Annotated in this window: 23 protein-coding genes and 4 tRNA genes; 6 read left to right on the top strand and 21 right to left on the bottom strand. The window is 62.2% G+C overall.

Annotated features, from left to right (window positions below; genetic code table 11):
* Positions 1–29 precede the first annotated feature (29 nt).
* Positions 30–1169: a molybdopterin-synthase adenylyltransferase MoeB gene (gene moeB / locus PAN08_RS11570; RefSeq protein ID WP_269791640.1), complete on the bottom strand. Its 1140-nt coding sequence runs from the start codon at positions 1167–1169 to the stop codon at positions 30–32.
* A gap of 21 nt (positions 1170–1190) precedes the next feature.
* On the opposite strand from moeB, the gene PAN08_RS11565 reads away from it, so the two are divergent.
* A complete protein-coding gene (locus PAN08_RS11565; protein WP_269791639.1) occupies positions 1191–1319 on the top strand; it encodes a hypothetical protein in 129 nt (42 codons plus the stop codon).
* A gap of 150 nt (positions 1320–1469) precedes the next feature.
* On the opposite strand, the gene der is transcribed toward PAN08_RS11565, so the two are convergent.
* Genes der through ndk form a run of 7 tightly spaced genes read right to left on the bottom strand, consistent with a single transcriptional unit; the run spans position 1470 to position 8077 of the window.
* Positions 1470–2870 carry a ribosome biogenesis GTPase Der gene (gene der / locus PAN08_RS11560; RefSeq protein WP_269791638.1) on the bottom strand — a complete coding sequence of 467 codons (1401 nt, stop codon included), beginning with the start codon at positions 2868–2870 and terminating at the stop codon, positions 1470–1472.
* Positions 2871–2882: 12 nt separating this feature from the next.
* On the bottom strand, positions 2883–4079 hold the full coding sequence (gene bamB / locus PAN08_RS11555; protein ID WP_269791637.1) for an outer membrane protein assembly factor BamB: 1197 nt from the start codon (positions 4077–4079) through the stop codon (positions 2883–2885).
* Positions 4079–4720, bottom strand: coding sequence for a tetratricopeptide repeat protein (locus tag PAN08_RS11550; protein WP_269791636.1), 642 nt, complete (start codon positions 4718–4720; stop codon positions 4079–4081). Before PAN08_RS11550 ends, bamB begins: the two co-directional genes overlap by 1 nt.
* Before the next feature lie 55 nt (positions 4721–4775).
* Positions 4776–5624, bottom strand: coding sequence for a RodZ domain-containing protein (locus tag PAN08_RS11545; protein ID WP_269791635.1), 849 nt, complete (start codon positions 5622–5624; stop codon positions 4776–4778).
* A 6-nt stretch (positions 5625–5630) separates the two neighbouring features.
* The gene (gene pilW / locus PAN08_RS11540; RefSeq protein WP_269791634.1) at positions 5631–6434 is read right to left on the bottom strand and encodes a type IV pilus biogenesis/stability protein PilW; all 804 of its coding nucleotides are present in this window, start codon (positions 6432–6434) and stop codon (positions 5631–5633) included.
* The gene (gene rlmN, locus PAN08_RS11535; protein ID WP_269791912.1) at positions 6421–7626 is read right to left on the bottom strand and encodes a 23S rRNA (adenine(2503)-C(2))-methyltransferase RlmN; all 1206 of its coding nucleotides are present in this window, start codon (positions 7624–7626) and stop codon (positions 6421–6423) included. Before rlmN ends, pilW begins: the two co-directional genes overlap by 14 nt.
* Before the next feature lie 25 nt (positions 7627–7651).
* A complete protein-coding gene (ndk, locus tag PAN08_RS11530) occupies positions 7652–8077 on the bottom strand; it encodes a nucleoside-diphosphate kinase (RefSeq protein ID WP_057628193.1) in 426 nt (141 codons plus the stop codon).
* A 209-nt stretch (positions 8078–8286) separates the two neighbouring features.
* Between ndk and PAN08_RS11525 the strand changes: the two genes are divergently transcribed.
* From PAN08_RS11525 to PAN08_RS11515, 3 genes are all read left to right on the top strand, one after another.
* Positions 8287–8940 carry a TetR/AcrR family transcriptional regulator gene (locus PAN08_RS11525; RefSeq protein WP_269791633.1) on the top strand — a complete coding sequence of 218 codons (654 nt, stop codon included), beginning with the start codon at positions 8287–8289 and terminating at the stop codon, positions 8938–8940.
* 34 nt (positions 8941–8974) lie between these two features.
* Positions 8975–11347 (top strand): 3-hydroxyacyl-CoA dehydrogenase/enoyl-CoA hydratase family protein, encoded by a 2373-nt coding sequence (locus PAN08_RS11520; RefSeq protein WP_269791632.1) that lies wholly within the window; start codon positions 8975–8977, stop codon positions 11345–11347.
* 163 nt (positions 11348–11510) lie between these two features.
* Positions 11511–12719: an acetyl-CoA C-acyltransferase gene (locus tag PAN08_RS11515; RefSeq protein WP_269791631.1), complete on the top strand. Its 1209-nt coding sequence runs from the start codon at positions 11511–11513 to the stop codon at positions 12717–12719.
* A gap of 361 nt (positions 12720–13080) precedes the next feature.
* Here PAN08_RS11515 and PAN08_RS11510 read toward each other — a convergent pair.
* From PAN08_RS11510 to PAN08_RS11495, 4 genes are all read right to left on the bottom strand, one after another.
* Positions 13081–13156 (bottom strand) — tRNA-Glu (locus PAN08_RS11510).
* 51 nt (positions 13157–13207) lie between these two features.
* A tRNA-Ala gene (locus PAN08_RS11505) sits at positions 13208–13283 on the bottom strand.
* A 130-nt stretch (positions 13284–13413) separates the two neighbouring features.
* A tRNA-Glu gene (locus tag PAN08_RS11500) sits at positions 13414–13489 on the bottom strand.
* Between the two features lie 54 nt (positions 13490–13543).
* Positions 13544–13619: transfer RNA gene (locus PAN08_RS11495), tRNA-Ala, on the bottom strand.
* A gap of 221 nt (positions 13620–13840) precedes the next feature.
* On the opposite strand from PAN08_RS11495, the gene PAN08_RS11490 reads away from it, so the two are divergent.
* Together PAN08_RS11490 and PAN08_RS11485 are read left to right on the top strand one after the other, a co-directional pair.
* A complete protein-coding gene (locus PAN08_RS11490) occupies positions 13841–14236 on the top strand; it encodes a hypothetical protein (RefSeq protein ID WP_269791630.1) in 396 nt (131 codons plus the stop codon).
* A gap of 107 nt (positions 14237–14343) precedes the next feature.
* On the top strand, positions 14344–15336 hold the full coding sequence (locus tag PAN08_RS11485; RefSeq protein ID WP_269791629.1) for a C13 family peptidase: 993 nt from the start codon (positions 14344–14346) through the stop codon (positions 15334–15336).
* Between the two features lie 107 nt (positions 15337–15443).
* Here PAN08_RS11485 and PAN08_RS11480 read toward each other — a convergent pair whose 3' ends face one another.
* The 9 genes from PAN08_RS11480 to hisG form a co-directional block, all read right to left on the bottom strand.
* Positions 15444–16970 carry a calcineurin-like phosphoesterase C-terminal domain-containing protein gene (locus tag PAN08_RS11480; RefSeq protein ID WP_269791628.1) on the bottom strand — a complete coding sequence of 509 codons (1527 nt, stop codon included), beginning with the start codon at positions 16968–16970 and terminating at the stop codon, positions 15444–15446.
* Positions 16971–17233: 263 nt separating this feature from the next.
* Positions 17234–17872 carry a bifunctional phosphoribosyl-AMP cyclohydrolase/phosphoribosyl-ATP diphosphatase HisIE gene (gene hisIE / locus PAN08_RS11475; RefSeq protein ID WP_269791627.1) on the bottom strand — a complete coding sequence of 213 codons (639 nt, stop codon included), beginning with the start codon at positions 17870–17872 and terminating at the stop codon, positions 17234–17236.
* Positions 17862–18638, bottom strand: coding sequence for an imidazole glycerol phosphate synthase subunit HisF (hisF, locus tag PAN08_RS11470; RefSeq protein WP_269791626.1), 777 nt, complete (start codon positions 18636–18638; stop codon positions 17862–17864). Before hisF ends, hisIE begins: the two co-directional genes overlap by 11 nt.
* Positions 18632–19366, bottom strand: coding sequence for a 1-(5-phosphoribosyl)-5-[(5-phosphoribosylamino)methylideneamino]imidazole-4-carboxamide isomerase (hisA, locus tag PAN08_RS11465; RefSeq protein ID WP_269791625.1), 735 nt, complete (start codon positions 19364–19366; stop codon positions 18632–18634). The genes hisF and hisA overlap by 7 nt, the downstream gene beginning before the upstream one ends.
* The gene (hisH, locus tag PAN08_RS11460; RefSeq protein WP_269791624.1) at positions 19363–19965 is read right to left on the bottom strand and encodes an imidazole glycerol phosphate synthase subunit HisH; all 603 of its coding nucleotides are present in this window, start codon (positions 19963–19965) and stop codon (positions 19363–19365) included. The genes hisA and hisH overlap by 4 nt, the downstream gene beginning before the upstream one ends.
* Positions 19962–21035: a bifunctional histidinol-phosphatase/imidazoleglycerol-phosphate dehydratase HisB gene (gene hisB, locus PAN08_RS11455; RefSeq protein ID WP_269791623.1), complete on the bottom strand. Its 1074-nt coding sequence runs from the start codon at positions 21033–21035 to the stop codon at positions 19962–19964. Before hisB ends, hisH begins: the two co-directional genes overlap by 4 nt.
* Positions 21032–22114 (bottom strand): histidinol-phosphate transaminase, encoded by a 1083-nt coding sequence (hisC, locus tag PAN08_RS11450; protein ID WP_269791622.1) that lies wholly within the window; start codon positions 22112–22114, stop codon positions 21032–21034. The genes hisB and hisC overlap by 4 nt, the downstream gene beginning before the upstream one ends.
* Positions 22111–23406: a histidinol dehydrogenase gene (gene hisD, locus PAN08_RS11445; protein WP_269791621.1), complete on the bottom strand. Its 1296-nt coding sequence runs from the start codon at positions 23404–23406 to the stop codon at positions 22111–22113. Before hisD ends, hisC begins: the two co-directional genes overlap by 4 nt.
* The gene (hisG, locus tag PAN08_RS11440; RefSeq protein ID WP_269791620.1) at positions 23403–24314 is read right to left on the bottom strand and encodes an ATP phosphoribosyltransferase; all 912 of its coding nucleotides are present in this window, start codon (positions 24312–24314) and stop codon (positions 23403–23405) included. The genes hisD and hisG overlap by 4 nt, the downstream gene beginning before the upstream one ends.
* Positions 24315–24319: the final 5 nt, after the last annotated feature.

Genomic DNA, 24319 nt, shown 5'->3' with positions numbered 1-24319 from the left:
AACCAGCGCGAGCGCCGGAACGGATCAACTCATGTCCGCTGCGAGCAGAACGCAGCGTAGTCGATATAGCCTGGAAATACTGCGCCCGGCGCGCAGACAGGGCACGCCGGATCGGCAGTGACCCGGGTTTCACGGAAGCGCATCTGCAGCGCGTCAAAGCGCAGCAGTCGCCCGGTCAACGGCTCCCCGATATCCAACAGCAGCTTCAGCACCTCGGTCGCCTGCATCACCCCGGCCAGACCCGGCAGCACGCCCAGTACGCCCGCTTCCGAGCAGTTCGGCGCAAACTCTGGCGGCGGCGGCTCGGGGAACAGACAGCGGTAACACGGCGCCAGGCCACGCTGACGACCCGCATCGAACACACTCACCTGCCCGTCGAAGCGCTCGATGGCGGCGTACACGAGAGGCTTGGCGTGCTTGATGCAAGCATCGTTGAGCAGGTAACGCAGCGGGAAGTTGTCCGAGCCATCCAGCACCACATCAACGCCCAGCATCAGCTTGTCGATGTTGTCGGAGGTCACCCGCTCGCGGATGGCCTCCACCCCGATCTGCGGATTCAGCGCTTGCAATCGGTCACGCGCCGAATCGACCTTGGGCATCCCGACACCCGCCTCGGTGTGGATGATCTGCCGATGCAGGTTGCTGCGTTCGACCACATCGTCATCGACGATACGCAGATGCCCTACCCCGGCGGCTGCCAGATAGAAGCTTGCTGGTGCGCCGAGGCCGCCCGCCCCCAGCACCAGTACGCGCGATTGCTGCAGCCGACGCTGCCCTGCCTCGCCAACTTGCGGCAACAACAGGTGTCGTGAATAGCGGTCGTAGAAATCGCGATCCTGCGCATCAAGCAATGGTTGCACCAATGGCAGGCCCTCGACCCGCCAGGCCACCGTACCGCCCGTCACCGATTCCAACCGCGTATAGCCGGCTTCGGCTAACACCCCAGCGGCATCGCCCGAGCGCTTGCCGCTCTGGCAGATCAACATGACCTCGCGATCAGCGCTTGGCAGATAACGCGCCGGATCGGCAAGCAGATCGCCCTTGGCGATGCCCAGCGCACCCTCGGCCATGCCGCCAGCGCGCTCATGCGCCTCACGGACATCGATCAACAACACGCCTTCCACCTGCTTGGCGCGGGCTTGCTCCGGGGTCAGCTCACGAATGCTCATGGACGCGATTATCGACCAAGCATGCCGTTCCTGCTGAAAAGCGGTGCGGCTAACCAGCCGTCGCCCATCCATGACTGGACGCCGCACGCGCTGCACGTGGAAGGGCGCGAGGTGAGTGAAGCAGCGCTTTCGCCGTTTTCAGAAGTTTGACGTCCACTTCGGAGTTGCGTGCGACGCATTCATTTGGCCTGAGCCCGGCGCCCTCCTCCCAATTTGCCGGCCGCATGTAGGGGAACCCCGCTGAAACTCGACACTTATGAGGTAAAGCAAAAGGGCGACCTTTCGGCCGCCCCTGCTTGATTACCTCTTGCCCTTCACGTGCTTCATCAAGCGCCGTTTGGCCTTGACCTGCCGATCAGTCAGCGGGTTCTTCTTACCCTCGTAAGGGTTGGCACCCTCGCGGAACAGGAAGCTCACCGGCGTACCGACCAGCTTGAAGCGCTTGCGGAAGAAGTTCTCCAGATACCGCTTGTACGAATCGGGCAGTTCCTTCAGGCGCGTACCGTGGACGATGAATGTCGGCGGATTGGTGCCGCCCGGATGCACATAACGCAACTTGGAAACGTGGCCACGAATGCTCGGCGGCGGATTCGTTTCGTACGCGACTTCCAGCGCCTTGTTCACCTCGCTGGTACTGAACTCATGCGTCGCCGAGTCATGCGCCCGGTGCACCGCACGGAACAACTCTTTGAGGCCCGAACCGTGCTTGGCCGAGATACGCACCACTTCAGCCCACGGCACGAAGCCGAGCTTCCGCGACACCAAAGCCTCAGCCTGCTCACGCTGATAGTCGGTCAGGCCATCCCACTTATTGATGGCAATCACCAACGCACGCCCAGCATCAAGCACCGCCCCCAGCACGCTTGCGTCTTGGTCGGTCACGCCCTCATTGGCATCCAACATCAACACCGCAACCTGGGCCTGCTCAATGGCGCGCAGCGTCTTGACCACGCTGAACTTCTCGATGACTTCTTCCACGCGCGCCTTGCGACGCAAGCCAGCGGTGTCGATCAGCCGGTACAGCTGGCCATCACGCTCCATGTCCACGGAAATGGAATCGCGCGTGGTGCCCGGCACCTCGGATGCAATCATTCGCTCCTCACCGAGCACACGATTCACCAAGGTCGACTTGCCCACATTCGGGCGGCCAACAAAGGCAATGCGTACACGGGCGGGATCGTTGTCCAGCGTCTCGGTCGTGCCTTCTTCAGGTAGGCGCTCGACGATCTCGTCCAGCAGATCATCCAGCCCCTGCCGGTGCGCGGCAGAAACCATCAGCATTTCACTGAAACCGTAACGCGCGAACTCCGCACGCACGGCATTCTCGTCCGTACCGTCGATCTTATTGATCAACAGCAACGTCGGCCGCGCAAGTTTGCGCAGCCACGACAGGATCTCGTCATCCAGCGCCGACGTGCCATCACGCGCGTCGACCACAAATACGATCAGATCCGCCTCACCGGCGGCGGCTCGGGCCTGGCGCGCAGTGGCGCCAGCCAGCCCTTCCTCTTCACCGGCAATACCGCCGGTATCAACGAGCAGGAAGGGATTGTCCTCGTTCAGACGGCAAACACCGTAGTTGCGATCACGGGTAACCCCGGGCTGATCATGGACCAGCGCATCGCGCGTACGGGTAAGCGCATTGAAAATCGTGGACTTGCCGACGTTCGGCCGTCCAACCAGGGCGACCAAAGGCAGCATCGCTTGTACTCCTTATTGGGCCAACCGGAATGCGGTCAGTTTCCCATCTACGTTCTGCACCACCGCGATGCCGTCGGCGACTACCGGCGCGGCCAGGAGAGCGTCACCGCCACTCTTCGCACGCGCGGCCAGCTCGCCATCGCTCAACCGCAGCCAATGCAGATAACCCTTGTAATCCCCCACCACGGCGTAGTCGCCCTGGACGGCGGCACCTGTAACCGAACGACGGGCCAGCGCTTGCTGGGACCACATCGCCGAACCGGACGTTTTGTCCAGCCCGTAAACCGTACCCTTACCATCGGTCACGACGACGTTGCCGGAAGTCACCGCAACGCCACCGCCACCACCATGATCGCGCGACCACAACGGACGACCAGTAGGCCCTTCAATGGCCATCGTCTCGTTCTTGAAGCTGCTCACGTACAGCGTATTACCTTCCAGCACCGGCGCGCCGTCAATATCGGCCATGCGCTCCAGCTCGGTACGGCCTTCCGGCGTACCTACTGATTGTTCCCACAGCGGACGGCCGTCCTGCATGGCCAGCGCGCTCAAGGTGCCGTCGTCGTTGCCGATGAACAGCGCACCCGGGCCAGCCACCACCGGCGCGTTGCCACGCACGGTAAGCGACGGAAGCTCCTGGGTGTTGAACCAGCGCTGCTCGCCGGTAGCGGCATCCAGCGCGGTGGTGCGACCGTCATTGCTGCGCACGAACACAAGGCCTTGGGCAATTGCCGGGGCAGCGATCACTTCCCCTGGCACCCTGGACTTCCACTTCTCGGTACCGTTGCTGGCATCCAGAGCGATCACCTGCCCGTCCAGCGTACCGATCACGACCAGGCCTTCACCAACACCCGGGCCACCGGAAAGACGCAGCTTGGGCTTCTTCTTTTCCTTGGCCGGCTTGTATTCCCATACTTCCCTACCGGTCTGCAGGTCCAGCGCATGCACGCCGCCTTCCACCGCTGCCGCATAAACGCGGCCATCAGCCACCATCGGCACTTGACGCAGGCCAATGCGGCCCTCGCCCTTACCGACACTGGTGGACCAGATCTTGCTGACCTTGAGGGTCGGCTCAAACTTCACCAGCTCCGCCGGTTCCAATGCCTTCTTGGCTTCAGCGTCCTTACCGGCGAACCAGCCCTTGACCGTGGAGCAACCGGTCAGCGTCATCGCTACCAGCGCCAGACCTGCAACATGCTTGAGCTTCATCAAATCTTCTCCGCTGCAGGATCGGCCACGGTACCGCCAGCATCCATCAATTTGGTTTCGAGCAGACGGCGCTGCGGCGCAGCCACATCGAGCTTGGCCAACGCTTGCGTATACAGCTCGCGGGCCTCGTCGCGCTTGTTCTGCGCGATCAGGGCATCGCCGCGAATTTCCAGGCTGGCGCTGTCATCGGCTGCGCCAATCAACTTGACCGCTTCATCCGCCTTGCCGGTTTCAATCAGCAGGCGCGCCACGCGCTGGTCGATCAGCGCCTTGAATTCGCCCTCGGTCTTCAGCGCGCGCAAGGTCTTGATGGCGTCTTCGTTCTTGCCCGCCTCGACCTGCGCCTTGGCCAACTCCAACGAAGCCAGGTCGGCATAGATGCCAGCCTTGCCACTTCCCAGGGCAGCAACTTCCTTGGCGGCGTCATCCAGCTTCTTGGATTGCAGGCTGCGTGACACCGCTTCGTAGCGGACATTGGCCTCGGCCAACTTGCCTACCTGTTCCTTCTGCCACCACTGCCAGCCGGCAATGGCGCCAACGCCAAGAATTACTCCGCTGAGGATTCCGGCGCCATTTTTGCGCAGCCAAGTGCGGACGCGTTCACTTTGTTCGTGCTCGTCGAGCAGGTCGTCAATCGCCATGCGTACTCTCGCTCGCCCTGACGGGGAGCCTTGTTGTATTGATCAACGCCTTGTTTCAGTGCGAAACCGGCGCCACGAAGCCGTCAGAGGATACCGTAAAGCGGGCCACATTGCCGCGCTTGTACGGCGCCAGATCGACGTTACCGGAGGCCTGCTGAACCTCCACATCCGCCGCGTTACCCAGCACCATGCGGCCTACCTGACCGGCACCAAAGCTACGCGTCTCGCCCGCACGGATCAGAGCCTTTTCGACTGATGAACCGTCCGGCGCGGAAATTTCCACCCAACTGTCACCCTTGAAGCGCAGCACCAGGGCAGCTGCCGGGGCAGCGACCGCTGGCCGGGAAATCGGCGCCATGGAGGCAATGTAAGGGTCATTCTGTTTGACCGCAGCCGGTTGCACAGAAGCATTCGGCGACAGAACCGATGCCTGCCCACGAGCCGACGCCTCAGCAGGCGGCACGACATCCAACGAGGCCGTGCTTGGCGGCGCCTTGCTGGTGCTGCCACTGATCACGTACCACACCGGCACCGCCAGCACGGCGGTAATCACCACATACACCGCGCGGCGCCCGATGTTTTCAGCCATCCGCCGGATGGGCGGTGTATGCGTGTGACTAATCAGCGTGGGCGGCACTATCGGCGCGATCTGCGCCTGCTGCAACAGACCCTGTAGATCGACTTTGAGCAAGCGCGCATAGCTGCGCAACTGACCCCGCACGAACACCGGCGCACCAAGGCGATCCCAGCGTTCGGCTTCCAGCGAGCCCACAACCTGGACCGGCATATGCAACTGACTGGCAACTTCTTCCAGCGACAATCCCGCGGCCTCACGGGCCTTGCGGAGCTGCTCGCCACATCCCATCACACCTTCTAGAGCGTTCACACCCGGATCATTGATCACAATGCATCAGCCTTGGGGATTCGAGGCCGCGTCTGAAGGAAACTCTTCGCGCAACCGCTGTTGAAACCGACCGGCAGCAGTCCTGTCGCCCAGCCGCTCTTCTACCTGAATGGCAAGTTGTAACACGGAAACCGTTGCCGGCGCAGCCGCGAGACGCCGCTGGTAGAAGGCTCTCGCCTCAAAATATCGACCGTGTAACACTTCGTTGCGCGCCATCGACTCCAACGCATAGGGGTTGTTCGGGGCCAGTGCCAATGCTTGGCGCAGATCTGCCTGCGCGCGCTCGGACTGCCCCGCATCCAGTGCACAACCGCCAGCATTGGCGAGTGCCTCGGCCCGTGAATCGTATTCAGGGTCCGCCATTGCGCGATCGAACCAGACCAAGGCTTCGGCCGGATGCCCGTTGCCGCACAGCCAAGTGCCGTAATTATTGAGCACGTCCCCGCGCCTGGGCGCCAGCTCCGCAGCCTTGCGATAAGCCTCGCCCGCCGCGACGACCTGGCCGCGACGGCTTTCGATGACCGCCTGCGCGGTATGAGGATCGGGTGCCTTGGGATCGAGTTTCTGCGCGGCGCGGGCGAATTTCATCGCATCATCCAGCTCACCGCGCTTGAAGCGATCACCAACTACGGTCATCAGCTCCTCGTACTTCACGCGATTGCGCGCCTTACGATCATCACCAACGTCGTAGCCCGGCTCGGCCCATTGTTCGCCCTTGATCTTGCCGATCTTCATGCCGTGATTGCTTCCGCAGCCGGCAAGCAGCATCGCGGCGATCAACAGCAGGAGCAGACGATCAGGCAATGGCATCCCCGTTCTCCTGCGCTTGCAGCAGACGGTTGAATTCGGCCTGACGGCGGGTGCGATCCATGACCTGCCCTTTCAGCTGGCCACAAGCCGCATCGATGTCATCGCCGCGGGTACGTCGCACCATCGTGAGTACCTGCGAATCGAGCAGGATCTTCTGGAAGGCGCGAATCTGCTCCTCGTCCGAACGCTCATAGCGCGTACCGGGGAACGGATTGAATGGAATCAAATTGACCTTACCCGAATCCTTCGCCTGCACGGCGTTGTCGAACTGACGCATCAGCCGCGCCAGCTGACGCGCATGCTCGGGCTGGTCGTTGATGCCCTTCATCAGCGTGTACTCGAACGTCACCGAATCGCGCTTCTTGTTGCCGCGCAGATAACGCGCGCAAGAAGCCATCAACTCGGCAATCGGGTACTTCTTGTTGAGCGGCACCAGCGATTCACGCAACTCATCGTTGGCGGCGTGCAGCGACACTGCCAGCGACACGTCGCTCTCGACCGACAAACGGTCGATCATCGGCACCAAGCCCGAGGTGGACAACGTCACGCGCTTGTTGGCCAGGCCGTAACCCAGGTCGTCGCGCATGATGCTCATGGCGCGCACGACGTTGTCGAAATTCATCAACGGCTCGCCCATGCCCATCATCACCACGTTGGTGAGGCGGCGCATCTGATGCGGCACGTTACCCAGATGGCGCGCCGCAACCCACACCTGGCCGATGATTTCAGCAGTGCTCAGGTTGCGGTTGAAGCCCTGGGTGGCGGTTGAACAGAACGTGCAGTTCAACGCGCAACCGACCTGCGAGGACACGCACAGCGTGCCGCGGGTTTTATCGGGGATGTACACCGTTTCGATGGCGTTCTTGCCATCCACGCCCATCGCCAGCAGCCACTTGTGAGTGCCATCGACGGAGGGCTTGTCGAACACGATGTTCGGGACGATGACCTCGGCATGCGCATGCAGCTTGGCGCGCAGCGCCTTGCCGAGGTCAGTCATCTGGTCGAAATCGGTGACGTAGCGATGGTGAATCCACTTCATCACTTGATGGGCACGGAACTTCTGCTCGCCGAGCATATCGACGAAAAAGTGTTCCAGCCCCGCGCGATCGAGGTCGAGCAGGTTCTGCTTGCCAGCAGTCGGGGCCGTTTTCGGCAGCGGCTGGATGGCGGGTGTCTGTACGACCTCGTTCACGGCTTCAACCTTCATTACTTGCTACTTAGCGCGAAACCACTTCGGTGGCGGCGAAGAAGTAAGCCACTTCATTGGCTGCATTCTCGACCGAATCCGAACCGTGTGCGGCGTTGGCGTCGATGGAATCGGCGAAATCAGCGCGGATGGTGCCCGGCGCTGCGTCCTTCGGATTGGTGGCGCCCAGCAGGTCGCGGTGTGCCAGCACAGCGTTCTCGCCTTCCAGCGCCTGGATCATCACCGGGCCGGAGATCATGAACTCAACCAGCGCGTTGAAGAACGGACGCTCGCGGTGCACGGCGTAGAAGCCTTCTGCCTCACGACGCGACAGCTGCTTGTACTTGGCGGCCACAACCTTCAGGCCGGCCTTTTCGAAGCGGGCGTAGATTTCGCCGATCACGTTCTTGGCAACGGCGTCGGGCTTGATGATGGAAAGAGTGCGCTCGAGCGCCATGGGAATCTCCGGTGTCTGGGCCGGCTGGCCCGAGGGTACATGAAAAAAACCCGCGTGCGGACGCGGGCTTAGCCTGAATTGCGGTGGCTGATTCTACCGGTTGCTCCCGGCCTTTGCACAGCGGTACATGAATGATGCTGCATCGCAGCATGACCCAAGGCCGGCGCCGGGCGTAGGATCCAAACAATCGTTTGATTGATTTCGTGACCATGGGCAAACCCGCCAGCTTTTCCACCAAAGACCGGATCCTCGGCGCAGCCGAAGAACTGTTCGCCCAGTACGGCTTCGCCGGCACCTCGCTGCGGCAGGTAACCAGTCACGCGGATGTAAACATCGCCGCGGTCAACTACCACTTCGGGTCCAAGGAAAACCTGGTCAATGAAGTGTTCCGCCGACGCATGGACGAGATGACCAGCGCCCGCCTGAGCCAGCTGGAACAGGCCCGCAGCGCCCGTCCCGGCGACCTGCGCGCCGTGTTGGCAGCTTTTGTCGAGCCGGCGCTTGCCATGGCCCAGGACCGCCAGAGCGGCGGCGCCTTCGTCCGCGTCATTGCCCGCGCCTACGCCGAGAAGAACGACAGCCTGCGCAAGTTCCTGTCCGACCACTACGGCCACGTGCTGCGTGAATTCGGCAAGGCCATCGGCGCCTGCGTGCCAGGCCTGACCAAGGAAGACCTGTACTGGCGCCTGGACTTCCTGGCCGGCGCCCTGACCTACGCCATGGCCGACTTTGGGCTGATCAAGCGCCCGCACAACATCAGCGAGGCCGCGCATCGCAGCAAGGCCGCGCAGGAACTGATTCATTTCGCCGAAGCCGGGTTCCGTGCCAGCGCACGTACTCCGGACTCTTCCTCTCTCACCTGATCCACCCGTCATCGCAGACCAAAGGTTTATCGATATGTCCAATTCCCTGCTTGTCCGCCGCGCCGCCGTCCTTGGCGCAGGCGTCATGGGTGCGCAGATCGCCGCCCACCTGACCAATGCCGGCATCGACACCGTCCTGTTCGACCTGGCCGCCAAAGAAGGCCCGGCCGACGGCATCGTGCTCAAGGCCATCGCAAACCTAGGCAAACTGAGCCCCGCGCCGTTGGCCAGCAAGTCGCTGGCCGAAGCCATTACCCCGGCCAACTACGACTCCGGCCTTGAGCAACTGCGCGACTGCGACCTGATCATCGAAGCCATCGCTGAACGGATGGACTGGAAGCAGGACCTGTACAAGAAGATCGCGCCGTTCGTGAACGAACACGCGGTGCTGGCCTCCAACACCTCGGGCCTGGGCATCAACAAGCTCGCCGATGTGCTGCCCGAAGAGCTGCGCCACCGTTTCAGTGGCGTGCATTTCTTCAATCCGCCGCGCTACATGCACCTTGCTGAGCTGATCCCGGCCAAGACCACCGATAAGTCGGTGCTGGAAGGTCTGGAAACCTTCCTGACCACCAACCTCGGCAAGGGCGTGGTGTACGCCAAGGACACCCCGAATTTCATCGGCAACCGCATCGGCGTGTTCTCGATCCTGTCCACCATCCATCACACCCAGCAGTTTGGCCTGGGCTTTGACGAAGTGGACGGCCTGACCGGCCCTCTGGTTGGCCGCCCGAAGTCGGCGACCTACCGCACCTCGGACGTGGTCGGCTTGGACACCATGGCGCACGTCATCAAGACCATGGGCGACACCCTGCCTGACGACCCGTGGCACCAATACTTCAAGTCGCCCGTGTGGCTGGAGGCGCTGATCGCCAAGGGTGCCCTGGGCCAGAAGACCGGCGCCGGCATCTTCCGCAAGGTCGGCAAGGACATCGTGGTGATCGACCTGCAGAAGCAGGACTACCGCCCGGCTGATCGTACCGCCGCGCCGGAAGTGGTCGAGATCCTGAAGATCAAGAACCCCGCCGAGAAGTTCGCCAAGCTGCGCGAAAGCCAGCACCCGCACGCGCAGTTCTTGTGGGCGAGCTTCCGCGACCTGTTCCATTACAGCGCTTACCACTTGGCCGACATCGCCGAAACCGCGCGTGACGTGGACCTGGCCATCCGCTGGGGCTACGGCTGGTCACTGGGCCCGTTCGAAACCTGGCAGGCAGCGGGCTGGAAGCAAGTGGCACAGTGGATCGCCGACGACATCGCCGCCGGCAAGAGCATGAGCAGCGCCCCGCTGCCAGCTTGGGTATTGGACGGCCGTGACGGCGTGCACGCCGCCGAAGGCAGCTACAGTCCGTCGCAGAACGCACTGGTGCCGCGCTCGTCGCTGCCGGTGTACCAGCGCCAGCGCTTCCCCGACGCATTGCTGGGCGAGAAGTTCGCACAGGGCGAAACCGTGTTCGAAAACGATGGCATCCGCCTGTGGACCGACGGCGACGGCATCGGTGTCATCAGCTTCAAGACCAAGATGAACACTGTCTCCGACCAAGTGCTGGATGGCATCCAGCACGCCATCGGCCTGTCGGAGAAGCAGTTCAAGGGCGTGGTGATCTGGCAGAACAAAGAGCCGTTCTCGGCCGGTGCCGACCTGTCCGGTGCACTTGCTGCATTGCAGGCCGGCAAGATTGCTGAGTTCGAGGCGATGGTCGCCAACTTCCAGCGCACCAGCCAGCGCATCAAGTACGCCACCGTGCCGGTGGTGACCGCCGTGCGCGGCCTGGCATTGGGTGGCGGCTGCGAATTCCAGATGCACGCGGCCAAGTCGGTTGCCGCACTGGAAAGCTACATCGGCCTGGTCGAAGCCGGCGTCGGCCTTCTGCCGGCCGGCGGTGGGTTGAAGGAACTGGCAGTACGTGCCTCGCAGGCCGCAGGTGCCGACGGCGATGTATTCGCCGAGCTGAAAAAGACCTTTGAAACCGTCGCCATGGCCAAGGTGTCCAACTCGGCGGTCAACGCCAAGGAACTGGGCCTGATGCGCGCCACCGACAAGGTCGTGTTCAACAGCTTCGAGCTGCTGCACATCGCCAAGGCTGAAGTCACCGTATTGGCCGAAGGTGGTTACCGTCCGCCGATGCCGGCACGCCGTGTCCGCGTGGCCGGTGACGTTGGCATTGCTACCTTCAAGATGATGCTGGTCAACATGCTGGAAGGCCGCTTCATCAGCCCATACGACTACGAAATCGCCGAGCGCATCGCCACCGTGCTGTGCGGCGGCAACGTCGACCGCAACACACTGGTTGACGAAGAGTGGCTGCTTACTCTGGAGCGCAAGCACTTCGTCGAACTGGCCCAGCAGGAAAAAACCCAGGCTCGCATCGCGCACATGCTCAAGACCGGCAAGCCGCTGCGGAACTAATGCAGGGGGAAGCGCAGGAACAGGGAGTCGGATGACGACTCCCTGCCCCGCTTCCCATCGAAATTCCAACTGGAACGTTGCCGAAGAATCCGCACCAGACAACGTGTGTCGCGCTTCATTCACGGCTCCCTGTTCCCCGTTTCCGCTTTTCGAGATCACCACAATGACCAAGCAAATCCAGGACGCCTACATCGTCGCCGCCACCCGTACTCCGGTCGGCAAGGCGCCCAAGGGCATGTTCCGCAACACTCGCCCGGACGACATGCTCGCCCACGTGCTCCGCTCCGTGGTCGCCCAGGCCCCGGGCGTGGACGTCAACCGCATCGACGACGCCATCATCGGCTGCGCCATGCCTGAAGCCGAGCAAGGCATGAACGTGGCGCGCATCGGCGTGCTGCTGGCCGGCCTGCCGAACACCATCGCCGCGCAGACGGTGAACCGCTTCTGCTCCTCCGGCCTGCAGGCTGTGGCAATGGCCGCTGACCAGATCCGTCTGGGCAACAGCGATCTGATGCTGGCCGGCGGCACTGAATCAATGTCGATGGTGCCGATGATGGGCAATAAGATCGCCATGGCACCGAGCGTGTTCGACAACGACCACGTCGCCATCGCCTACGGCATGGGCATCACTGCCGAGAAGGTCGCCGAGGAATGGAAGGTCTCCCGCGATGAGCAGGATGCATTCGCGCTGGCGTCGCATCAGAAGGCCATCACTGCGATCCAGAACGGCGAGTTCAAAGACGAAATCAGCCCGTACGACATCGTCTCGCACCTGCCTGACCTCGCTGACGGCAAGCGCATCATCACCCGCAACAAACTCGCAGACACCGACGAAGGTCCGCGCGTAGATTCGTCTGCCGAAGGCTTGGCCAAGCTGCGCCCGGTATTCCGCAACGGCCAGTTCGGCGGCACCGTCACCGCAGGCAATTCCTCGCAGATGAGCGATGGTGCTGGCGCAGTGCTGCTGGCGTCGGAACAGGCCATCAAGGATTACGGCCTGACTCCGCTGGCGCGTTTTGTCAGCTTCTCGGTCGCCGGCGTGCGCCCGGAAGTAATGGGCATCGGCCCGATCGCCGCAATCCCCAAGGCGCTCAAGCAGGCCGGCCTGAGCCAGGATCAGCTGGATTGGATCGAACTGAACGAAGCCTTTGCCGCACAGTCATTGGCCGTCATCCGCGATTGCGGCCTGGACCCGTCCAAGATCAATCCACTGGGCGGCGCCATTGCCCTGGGTCACCCACTGGGCGCGACCGGCGCGATCCGCACCGCAACACTGCTGCACGGCATGCGCCGTCGCCAGCAGAAGTACGGCATGGTCACCATGTGCATCGGCACCGGCATGGGCGCAGCGGGCATCTTCGAGTCGCTGTAATCCAACACGGCACGTAACAGTGAAGAAGGGCAGCTGCAAGGCTGCCCTTTTCTATGCGTCACAGCAGCAGATCAACGCGGCCCACGGCCCCCAGGAGCAGGGCGGGTGACGATGCTACAACCACATCCGCCGCTACCGATCTTTCGCAATCATGCGATGAGCCACATATCGGCCAGCGAAACATCCACAGACTGGGATGAATTTCCAGAAAGCCAAGAAACCGGAAGGCCAGTCCTGCCCACCAGATCGGCTGCCACAGCATTGAGGGAGACCCGCAGCCTGAAGGCAAACTACGACGACAACCGTCCCGGCAAACAACACGCAAGAAAAAAGCCCCGGTTTCCCGGAGCTTTTTATGAAATGGCGTCCCCACGGGGATTCGAACCCCGGTCGCCACCGTGAAAGGGTGATGTCCTAGGCCTCTAGACGATGGGGACGCGTATTCTTCAAATCTCAAGTTGTGATTCGGATGGCCTAATATCCGAATTTGGTGGAGCCAAGCGGGATCGAACCGCTGACCTCCTGCATGCCATGCAGGCGCTCTCCCAGCTGAGCTATGGCCCCACGTCTTGTTGCTAGCCCGCCATTATGACGGGGTTTTGTTGGAAATGGAAGCTTTTTCTTCCATCGCGCCTGGCACTTGGCGCCCCTCCAACAAAGCTCCAAAATTTGGAACCCGGTACAACGTGATGAATGGCGTCCCCACGGGGATTCGAACCCCGGTCGCCACCGTGAAAGGGTGATGTCCTAGGCCTCTAGACGATGGGGACGCGTAAACTTCATCAAATTTTATTCGACAATCCGGACGGCCTAATGTCCGGATGTGGTGGAGCCAAGCGGGATCGAACCGCTGACCTCCTGCATGCCATGCAGGCGCTCTCCCAGCTGAGCTATGGCCCCGACGTTGCCGAGAACGAAATAATAGCGGGCCTTTTTTAGGCCCGCAAGACATTTGTGAAATTTTTTCTTCACATGACGCGGCGCACCGAACGTTATTGCAGCAAGACAAGCACTCAACACACCACAGCGGAAGCCTTACATCACCGCCACCCCAATTCCCGATGCCTGCCTGCATGGGACGCGACAAGGTAGTACACACCTGATCGCACAAGGATGGCGCGATGCGCTACGTCACCCGCTTGACCGTCATCACCCTGCTCACCTGCTTTTTCGCCATGACTGCTCACAGCCAACCGGTCTTCAAGTGCAGCGAGGCAGGTACTGTGTCCTATCAATCCTTGCCGTGCGAAGGCGCGACGCTGCGAAGCTGGGACGCAACGCCCGACGCCGTCGCCCCCTCCATGCAGACGCGGATAGCGTCGTTGCGCCGTGAAGCGCGTCCTGAGAGGCGGGCCAGCGGACGCTACCGCTCCGGTCGCTCACGGAAAGCACCCGCAGCCACAGCCTGCGAGCGGGCCAGAAAGGGCCGCGCCGAAGCTTATGCAAAGGCAGGGTTGAAACGTGACTTCGCGCTTTCCAGCCACTGGGACAACCGTGTCCACGATGCCTGTTGGTAACAGGCGACTCACCTGGCCGGTGATCCGCCCATTGCTTCTCATACCAACGCCTTGATCATCACGCCGAATGGATAGAATCGCGCAACCATTCATGCGCCTTCCTGCCCATGCACAATCGCCCTACCCGTCAGCTGCTCGTCCGCCTGCGCACCGCATGCCTTGCCAGTGCACTGGTTGCCTGTGTGTGGCCGGTCATGGCGACCCCGCCGGCAGTTGATGTACGACAAGCCACGACGCCGAAGTTGGAAGGTACCCAGCAGGCATTGCTCGACTCCGCGCTGGCTAGACTGGCACCGCAGCGCCCAGGCGTGACCGACATGTATGTCCTGGGCGTCGCCGGTGACAGCGATGAAGATGTCTTCCGCAATGAGGTCGTCTACCTGCAGCAACTTTCATCACAACGCTGGGATGCTGCGGGACGGATGGTCAGCCTGATCAACCATCCACAAACGCGCACCGGCGAAAACGCTATGCCATTGGCTACTTATGAGAGCCTCGGCTACGCGCTGGATACGCTCGGCAAGACTCTCGATCCCGAGGAAGATGTGTTGTTCCTGTACCTCAGCAGCCATGGCCTGAGCGACAACAGCTTCTACCTGCATACGGGCAGAAACGAAGAAGACTATCTGGCACCGGGTGATCTGGCGCAGCTGCTGGACCACGCGAAGATCGGCAATGCGGTAATTGTGGTTTCTGCCTGTTTTGCAGGCGGCTTCATCCCAGCGCTGCAGGCACCCAACCGCATGATCATCACCGCAGCACGCAAGGACCGCCCCTCGTTCGGCTGCGGCAATACCGACAGCGCAACGTGGTTCGGACGCGCATTTCTGGTCGAAGCGATGAATACCACGAACGACTTCAACACCGCTTATTCGCTGACGAAGATGACGGTGCGGCGACGCGAGAAGGAGGAAGGTGAGCGCCCTTCCGAGCCGCAGTTCCTGGCCGGTCAAGCGATCACGGACGTCCTGGCGAAATGGCGCGGCAGCCTGCCCGTGAGCGCTGCCGTGCCCTACCCATTCGTGTATCAGCCCAAGCGCGCCGTGCCGATCCGCGCAGATAAGGCAGCGCGGCAGTCCGGCACCAGGAAGGGGCCCTGAATTCGTCGTTGATCAGCGCGTATCCGTTGACCGACGAATACCCGTAGAGACTGAGTCATCCGCCCGACTCAGCCTTCCTAGCCAACACCATAGCCGCCGCACGACGATCAGGGCGTTGCCGATTGCAACTGGTAGCGCGTGTGACTGCTGTACTGCTTTCCGTTCAAGGTGGTGCGTACTTCGACGGTGTGCTCGCCTTCGGCCAGCTGGGTGGGTAGCGCTGCACGCCACAGATGCGTGGATGGCACGGCTTCGGGCGAGCGGTCGTAACCACGCAGGCTGTCGGCCATGTCGTCGGCGATGTTCTCCACCAGCAGTCGCGGATCAGCCTGCTTAACCTGTTTCATCGGCTGCCACTGACCACTATCAACCCGGAATTCAACCGGCAGGCCTTCGTAGCCCATGAACACGTTGGCGTAAACGCCCCATGCCGGGTAAGCGCCCTGCCGCAGCACCTTGGGCGCGTGTAATGCGATCTGCTGGTCCTGTGCGGCACGCGCGACGCGGTACTCGACGCTGTAACGCCCTTGCGGCTGCACGTTGAGCAGTCCGTAGCCATTGGGCGTGCCATCGGCCATGGTGGTATCAGGAATGCCCTGTACATCCTTCACGCCGGACCAGAAGGCACCGCAGGCCGCGCCAACGTTGTACTCATGCAACGGTCGCGCGCCCTTCCAGCCCTGTTCAGCCGCCCAGAACACTTGGCTCTGATTGTGAGTATGACCGCTGAAGATCAGCGGATGCTCCACCTTCTCCAGCAATGCAAACAGGCGGGCGCGGTCTTCAGCGCGATAGGCGTGATCAAACAGCGGAATGTGGAAGCCTAGTACCACCAGTTTGTCTTTGGCGACGGTGGGGAGATAACGCTCAAGGAAGGCAAACTGGTCGTCGCGCAGGCCACCGACGTACGCCGGCTTCTGGCCAGGCTGGGCAATGATGTCGTCCATACCAATGAACACCATAGACGGCTCCTCCCATGCGTAGGTGTCCGGACCGAGGTAGCGGTGGTAGCTGGCCAGTGACGCGGCATCGCTCTGCGCGCCAATATCCATGTCGTGATTGCCAGGCACATGCAGCCATGGCACGCCGAGTGAGGTCACCGCTGCGGTCAGAGCCGGGTACAGCGATGGGTCGTCGTTGGTGATGTCACCCAGGGTCATGCCCAGGCGGGCCTGATGCTTTCCGCGCAGCGGCGCGATGATGTCCCGCTCGAAGTAACTCACATCCTGCGCGTTGCCGGTTTGGCTGTCGGCCAGCACCAATGCCTGGAAGCTGTTCGGAGCGTCCGGCTGCGGCACCAGCGCGAAAGGCCGGCACTGCGCTGTACCGTCTTCACCCGTGCTCGCACGCCAGATGTCTGGCAAACCATCGCTACGTGCGGCGGCGCTATAGCCGGCGGGTTTGATGACAAAGGTATTGGGCTGGGTTGACGCCGGCAGTTGATAGCGACCGTCGCTGCCCGTAATGACGATGTGCTCGCCGTCGGACACTTTGATACCGGCCAGTGGCTTTTCGCCCGCGTCCTGCACGCCGTTGCCGTTGACGTCATTGAACACCGCGCCTTCGACACAGGACGCCGTGGCCACGAACGGGGCGCAGGCCAGCAACAGGCCAGTCAGCAGAGTTTGACGCATGGGGTCCTCGGCAGGTGAATGAGCAAGTGCGCATTATCGCCCTGCTCTGCGACAGCTGCGTGGCGGCTAACTTTGCCGGGAGTGGTGGAAGAGGTCCGTTGGTGGGAATGAGAAGCGGATTGATGCCTACCTAGCGCGCACGATGCAAGACCAAAGGCTTGACCTCTCCCCCACCCCACTTTCGCAACCGGGACTGGGGCTTCGAGTGCCCCAGCTGCGGCCAGATGGACGTCTATCCCCGCCCCCCGCTTGCGGCAGCAGGCTTAGCTCGCCACCTTCGCGGCTGCCTTCGCATGCCGGCTTTCGAGCACCGCCACGGCATCGTCGAGCGACAGGCCGCGCATGCGCAGCAGCACGATCAAATGGAATAACAGGTCGGCTGATTCGCCGAGCAGCTCTTCGTCGCGTTGCACGACACCGGCCAACGCGGTTTCTACGCCTTCCTCGCCCACCTTCTGAGCAATGTGGCGCGCACCCTTCTCGAACAGTTTGGTGGTGTAGCTGTTGAGCGGGCGATCATGTTCGCGCTGCTTGATCAACGCATCCAGCGCGCCGAGGAAGTTACCTGGTGCGGCGGTGAAGCAACTCGCACTGCCAGTGTGGCAAGTGGGGCCGTGCGGGATGGCAGTGACCAGCAGGGTGTCGGCGTCGCAATCAACACCGATATCCACCAATTCCAGATGATTGCCAGAAGTCTCGCCCTTGGTCCAAAGGCGTTTTTTTGTGCGGCTGAAGAACGTGACCTTGCCACTGTCGCGTGTCTTCTCAAACGCTTCGCGGTCCATGTAGCCGAGCATCAGCACCCGCAACGTTGCGACGTCCTGCACGATGACCGGCATCAGCCCATCGACCTTGGCCCAGTCCAGTGCTGCCGGATCAAGCGCCTTGAATTCAGTAGACATCCCTTACCTCGATCTGTTGTTTGCGCAGGAACTGTTTGAGTTCCGGAATAGCAATGGCACCTGAGTGGAACACGCTGGCGGCCAGCGCGCCGTCAACGTCGGCCTGTTCGAATACATCGGCAAAATGCTGGGGCATGCCCGCGCCGCCGGAGGCAACCAACGGAACCGTGCACAACGCCCGGGCCTGCCGCAGCTGGGCGATGTCATACCCTTTGCGGACGCCATCACTGTCCATGCAGTTCAGCACTATTTCCCCCGCGCCGCGCTGTTGTATTTCACGCAGCCAGTCCAGGGTGAGCCGTGCTTCACTGCGGGTCTTGGCGGGGTCGCCCGTGTAAGAACGCACCCGCCACTGCCCGTCGGGCTCGCGGATGGAGTCGATGCCGACCACCACACATTGCTGGCCAAATGCCTCGGCCAGTTCTTCGATCAGCACGGGATTTTCCAGCGCCGGTGTATTGATCGAAATCTTGTCAGCACCGGCATTGAGCACTGCGCGGGCGGTCTCGACATCGCGGATGCCACCAGCCACGCAGAACGGAATGTCGATCAGGCGCGCAACCCGTTCTATCCATTCGCGATCCACAGAACGCCCCTCCGGGCTTGCCGAGATGTCGTAAAAAACCAGTTCGTCCGCGCCTTCATCGCGATACCGCAATGCCAACTCACTGATGTCGCCCATGTCGACGTGATCGCGGAACTTGACACCTTTAACCACGCGACCTTCGCGCACGTCCAGGCACGGAATGATGCGGCGACTCAACATGTCAGGGCCTCGTCGAGTTTCAGGTGACCTTCCAGCAAGGCCTTGCCAAGTACCGCGCCGCCGCAGCCTGCGGCCTTCGACGCACGGATGTCGGCCACGTCCCGCACGCCACCGGATGCCTGCACCGCGACGCCAGGAAGCATTCGCGACAGATGGGCGTAGAGGTCGATATTGGGCCCGGAGAGCATGCCATCGCGCGAAATATCGGTGCACAGCAGGTGCTTCATGCCAGCCTGTGCGTAACGTTGTGAAAGCTCGTCCAGCGTAATGTCGGCGGTCTCGGTCCAGCCATGCACCGGCAGGCGCCACACGCCGTCGTCGCCCTGCCGAGTGTCCAGCGCGATGGTCAGATGCTCGGCGCCGAACTCCTGCAGCCAAACCTGCACGTTGTCGGGCTCACGCACCGCCAACGAGCCAATCACCACGCGACTGGCGCCAGCGTCGAGGATACGAGCGACATCATCGCGGCCACGCACGCCGCCACCGGTCTGCACTTTCAGCGCCGTGTTCGACGCAATCTGGGCCAGCAACGGCGCCAGCGTGTAGCCGCCTGCCTTGGCGGCGTCCAGGTCGACCAGATGCATCCAATTCGCACCGATGGCCGCAAACGCCTGCGCACGTGGCAGCGGGTCGTCGCCATAAGTGGTCTGCTTGGCGTAATCGCCCTGCAACAGGCGAACGACGCGGCCTTCGCGGATGTCCAGCGCGGGATAGACGATGAAACTCATTGCGTTGTGATCTCAAGAAAATTGCGAAGGATGCGCGCGCCTGGGCCCGCAGAACGCTCAGGGTGGAACTGCGCACCACACAGGCGCCCTCGCTGCACCACTGCTGTGAACAAGCCGCCGTGGTGGCAGGCTGCCACGGTGTCGGAGGTCACCGGTGCGGCGTAGCTGTGCACGAAGTAGGCGCTGGAACCCACCGGAACGCCATCCAGCAGCGACGATTCACGCAGCGCCAACAACTTGTTCCAGCCCATGTGCGGCACCCGCACGCCCACGCCTGGATGCAGGCGGCGGACGATACCGGGCAGCAGCCCCAGACATTCGACATTGCCCTCTTCCGAACCCTCAAACAGCAGCTGCATGCCCAGGCAAATGCCGATCAATGGCACCTGCAGCTGTCGCAGCGGCTCAACCAAGCCCTGTGCGTGCAGCCGCCGCATACCTTCAGCTGCTGCACCAACACCAGGCAAGATCACCCGGTCAACGCCGTCAAATTCCTGGGCTTCACGCACCATGCGCACGTCAACGTCCAGGCGCTCCAATGCATAACGCACCGAGCCAAGGTTGGCGCCGCCGGCATCAACCAGGCCGACGATGCTCACAACGCACCCTTGGTCGAAGGCAACTCAGTACCTTCTCGGCGAATGGCTTGGCGCAACGCGCGCGCCAGTGCTTTGAAGCAGGCTTCGACTTTGTGGTGGTCGTTGTCGCCTTCCACCTTCAGGTTGAGATTCAAACCTGCCGAATCACACAGCGAACGGAAAAAGTGCGGCACCAGTTCGGTCGGCATGTCGCCTACCCGCTCACGCTTGAACTCCCCTTCAAACACGAAGTACGGCCGGCCGCTGAAATCCAACGCGGCGCTGGCCAGCGTTTCGTCCATCGGCAGGGTGAAGCCGTAGCGACCGATGCCACGTTTGTCACCCAGCGCTTCACGCAGCGCCTGGCCAAGTGCCAGCCCGGTGTCCTCGATGGTGTGGTGCTCATCGATATGCAGATCGCCCTTGGCTTCAACTTCCAACGCGAAACCGCCATGGCGACCAATCTGGTCAAGCATGTGGTCGAAGAACGGCAGACCGGTGGCGATCTTCGCGCCTGCTACTTTGTCCAGATCAACGAACACACGAATCTGGGTTTCTTTCGTGTCGCGCTGCACAGTGGCCCGGCGCGGTGCATCTGCCAGTTCGTGCGCAATGGCGTCCCAATCCCACTCGCCACCGAATTGTTCGGTACGCAGCTGGAAGCCACGGATCTTCATGTTGTCGGCAAACTGGATATCGGTGGGCCGGTCCCCCACCATGCCTGAGCGCGCCCAGTCGATGGTGCGATCCTGCAGATACGACAGCATCATGCCAATGCCCGGTTTGCGATTGGGGCTGTTGTCCTGTGGCCAACTCGGGTCCACCAGCACATCGCGGAAGACGATGCCCTGGCTGGCGAATATCTGCAGCATCAGATCGTTGGGGCCGTCGAAGCTTTCCTGCGGGTAGTCTTCGCTGCCCAGACCATCCTGGTTGGTGACGATGACGAACTGGTAGCCGGCATCGCGTAGCTTGAGCATGGCCGGGATGACGTTCTTCACCAGACGCAGTTTTTCGTAAGCGTCGATCTGGAAGTCCGCCGGCTCCTCGATCAGAGTGCCGTCACGATCGACGAACAGAATGGGGGTCATGCAGCAGGCTCCAGCGTGGTGAGCGCGTCAAGGACGCGGTCGTTCTGTTCAGGGGTTCCGAGGGTGATACGCAGGGCGTCCTGCAGTTGTGGCGCAGCACGCTGATCGCGCACCACCACACCGGCTGCCAACAACGTTTGGAATGCAGCCTCGGCATTGACGAAGCGCACCAGCAGGAAGTTCGCATCCGAGGCGTAGACATGGCGCACACATGCACGGCTGGCCAATGCAAAGCGCAGGCGGTCACGTTCAGCGCGCACCGTGGCAATCCGGCCATGGGTCAGTTCCAGCGCACTACTGCTCAAGCCTTCCAGTGCCAGCGTCGAGCACGGTGTCGGGATGGGATACGGTGCCTGACAACGACGCAGTACCGTGATCAGATCCGCATCGGCTATGACAGTGCCGATGCGTGCTGCCGCCAACGCGTGCGCTTTGGACAAGGTCCGCAACACCGCGACATTGTCGTAACGCGCCAGCAAGCTCACCGCGGACGGCTCGTCAGCAAACTCGGCATAAGCCTCATCCACCACCACCAACGCCTGCCCACGCAGCGCAGAGGCGACTGCTTCAACCTCCTGCAGCGGGATACTCAAACCACCAGGATTCGATGGCGAACACAGGAAGACCAGCTTGGCGTTGCCCTGTCTTGCGGTGGCGATGATGGTGTCGATATCCGGCACGAAACCGGCATTCGTGTCGCGCAGTGGCACTTCCAGCGCAGTTGCGTTCTGCAAGCGTGCGCTAACCGCATACATGCCAAACACCGGCGGCGTGTACAACACGGCGTCCCGCCCCGGCACGCATAGCGCGCGGACCAGCAGGTCGATGGCTTCATCGCTGCCGCGACCGATCAGCAGTTGTTCCGCCGAACAGCCGTACAAGCCGGCCAACCGCTCACGCAGGGCCTGTGGTTGTGGGTCCGGATAGCGACGGCAGCTGGCCTGCACATCACCCGGGTTCGCCCAAGCTGATTCGTTGGCGTTGAGCCAGATATCGCCTTCCAGCTTGGCGCTGCGGGCAGATGAGTAACCCGCAAACCCACGCAGATCGTCACGCACGAGATCCAGCACGCCGCTCACGGCGCAGCTCCAAGGCGCACAGCGACCGCGTTGGCATGTGCACCCAGGCCTTCGGCTCGCGCAAGTGTCAATGCGCAAGGACCGATATTGGCGATGCCCTCGCGGGTGGCGGCCTGCACGCTGATCTGATTCTGGAAACTGGCCACACTGACACCGCTGTACGCACGCGCAGCACCCGCGGTCGGCAGCACATGGTTGGTGCCGGAGCAGTAGTCACCCAGCGCTTCTGGCGTGTAGTCACCCAGAAATACCGAGCCTGCAGCCTCAACCTGTAGCAACCAATTACGCGGTTCGCGCAGCGCCAGAATCAAGTGCTCAGGTGCGTAGCGATTGGAAATGACGAAGGCTTGTTCAATCGACTCAACCTTGATCAGTAGCGAAGCACCGAGCGCCTTGCGTGCAATGTCCTCGCGCGCCAGCAACGCTACCTGCTTCTCAACTTCATCCTGCACTGCGACGATCAGCGCCGCATCGTCGCAGAGCAGCAGCACCTGCGAATCCGGGCCGTGCTCGGCCTGCGACAGCAAGTCGGCAGCGACGAACGCTGGATTGGCGCCGGCGTCCGCAATTACCAACACTTCGGATGGACCTGCCGGCATGTCGATGGCCGCCGCACCGGCCTGCGCCAGCTGCTGCTTGGCCTCGGTCACGAAGCTGTTGCCCGGCCCAAACAATTTGTCGCAGGACGGCACCGTCGCCGTGCCGTAGGCCATGGCCGCGATAGCCTGAGCACCGCCAATCTTGTACACGCGGTGCACGCCGGTCAGCCGTGCCGCAACCAGCACCGCAGGATCGGCCGTGCCGTCCTTGCGCGGCGGTGTACACAACACCACTTCACGGCACCCGGCCAGACGCGCCGGCACCCCCAGCATCAACGCGGTGGACGGCAGCGGCGCGCTGCCCGCCGGTACGTACAGGCCAACACGTCCGATCGGGCGAATCATTTTCTCGCAAACCACGCCTGGCGCGGTTTCCACCGAGTACGGCTGCGCCATGCCTGCGTGGTGGTAAACATTGATGCGATCCAGCGCCTGCTGCATGGCAATGCGCAGTTCCGCCGGAACGGCCAGTTCGGCAGCCGCGAATTCGGCTTCGCTGACTTCAAAGTGCTCCGGCGCGACGCCATCAAAGCGGGCACTGATCTCACGCAGCGCCTCATCCCCGTCTGCACGCACCTGTGCGATGAGGGCGGCAACCGACTCGCGCGTCTGTGTCGCAACCGCCTGCACGGGGCGGGTAAGCGCACGCGCCTGCCCGTTCGTATCCAATGCGCTCCAATCCAGGATGTTCATACCAGCGACTTCTCCACCGCCAGCACCATCAATCCCTGCGCGCCAGCGCGCTCCAGTTCTTCCAGGCGCTGCCAACTCAATGCGCCATTGCACATGGTCTGCAGGCGTACCGCTCCACCTTCGCCGGGTAGCCGCAGCAGCGGCTCGGCATCGGGAAGCAACCGCGACAGCGCGTCCACGCTTTCCTCGGCGGCGCTGAACATCAACAGCTTCTGGTCCTGCGTCTTGCTTAGACCATCCAGACGACGCAGCAGCATGGCCATCAGACCGGCGCGTGCATCGTCCAGCTCGTTCACCGGCCCGGCCAGCACCGCCTCGCTTTCCAGCAGCACTTCCACTGGCTTGAGCTGATTGGCCGCCAGCGTGGCGCCGCTGGAAACCAGGTCGCAGATCAATTCCGCCGTGCCCAGTTTCGGTGCAATTTCCACTGAGCCGGACAACTCCACCACCTGCGCGTCCACACCCTTTTCCTTCAGCCACGCCGCAAGAATGGCCGGATAGCTTGTGGCGATGCGCTTGCCCTGCAGCATCTGCACACCCTGCCAGTCCCATTCTTCAGGAACAGCAATCATCAAACGGCACGACCCGAAGCCCAACCCACGCAGCGGCTGATAGGCATCGGGCAGGCCGATCTGACGGCGCGCCTTCGCCTGTTCGTCCAATTCATTCAGGCCGACTACGCCCAGGTCACACACGCCATCGGCGATCAGACCGGGGATGTCGTCATCGCGCACCAGCAGCAGGTCCACCGGCAACGACTCACCAAAACAGAACAGCTTGTCGCGGCTTTGGCGCCAGCTCAGGCCGCATGCAGCCAACAGGCTACGCGCGGGGTCAGCCAGGCGGCCGCTCTTCTGGATGGCAATACGCAACCGGTCACGCGCCGGGGCCGTGGTTGAAGCACTCATGTTCG

The sequence above is a fragment of the Stenotrophomonas sp. Iso1 genome (genome assembly GCF_027497995.1).
In the GTDB taxonomy this organism is placed as follows: domain Bacteria; phylum Pseudomonadota; class Gammaproteobacteria; order Xanthomonadales; family Xanthomonadaceae; genus Stenotrophomonas.
The sequence above is the reverse complement of the archived record's forward strand: the minus strand, read 5'-3'. Positions and strand labels throughout refer to the sequence as shown.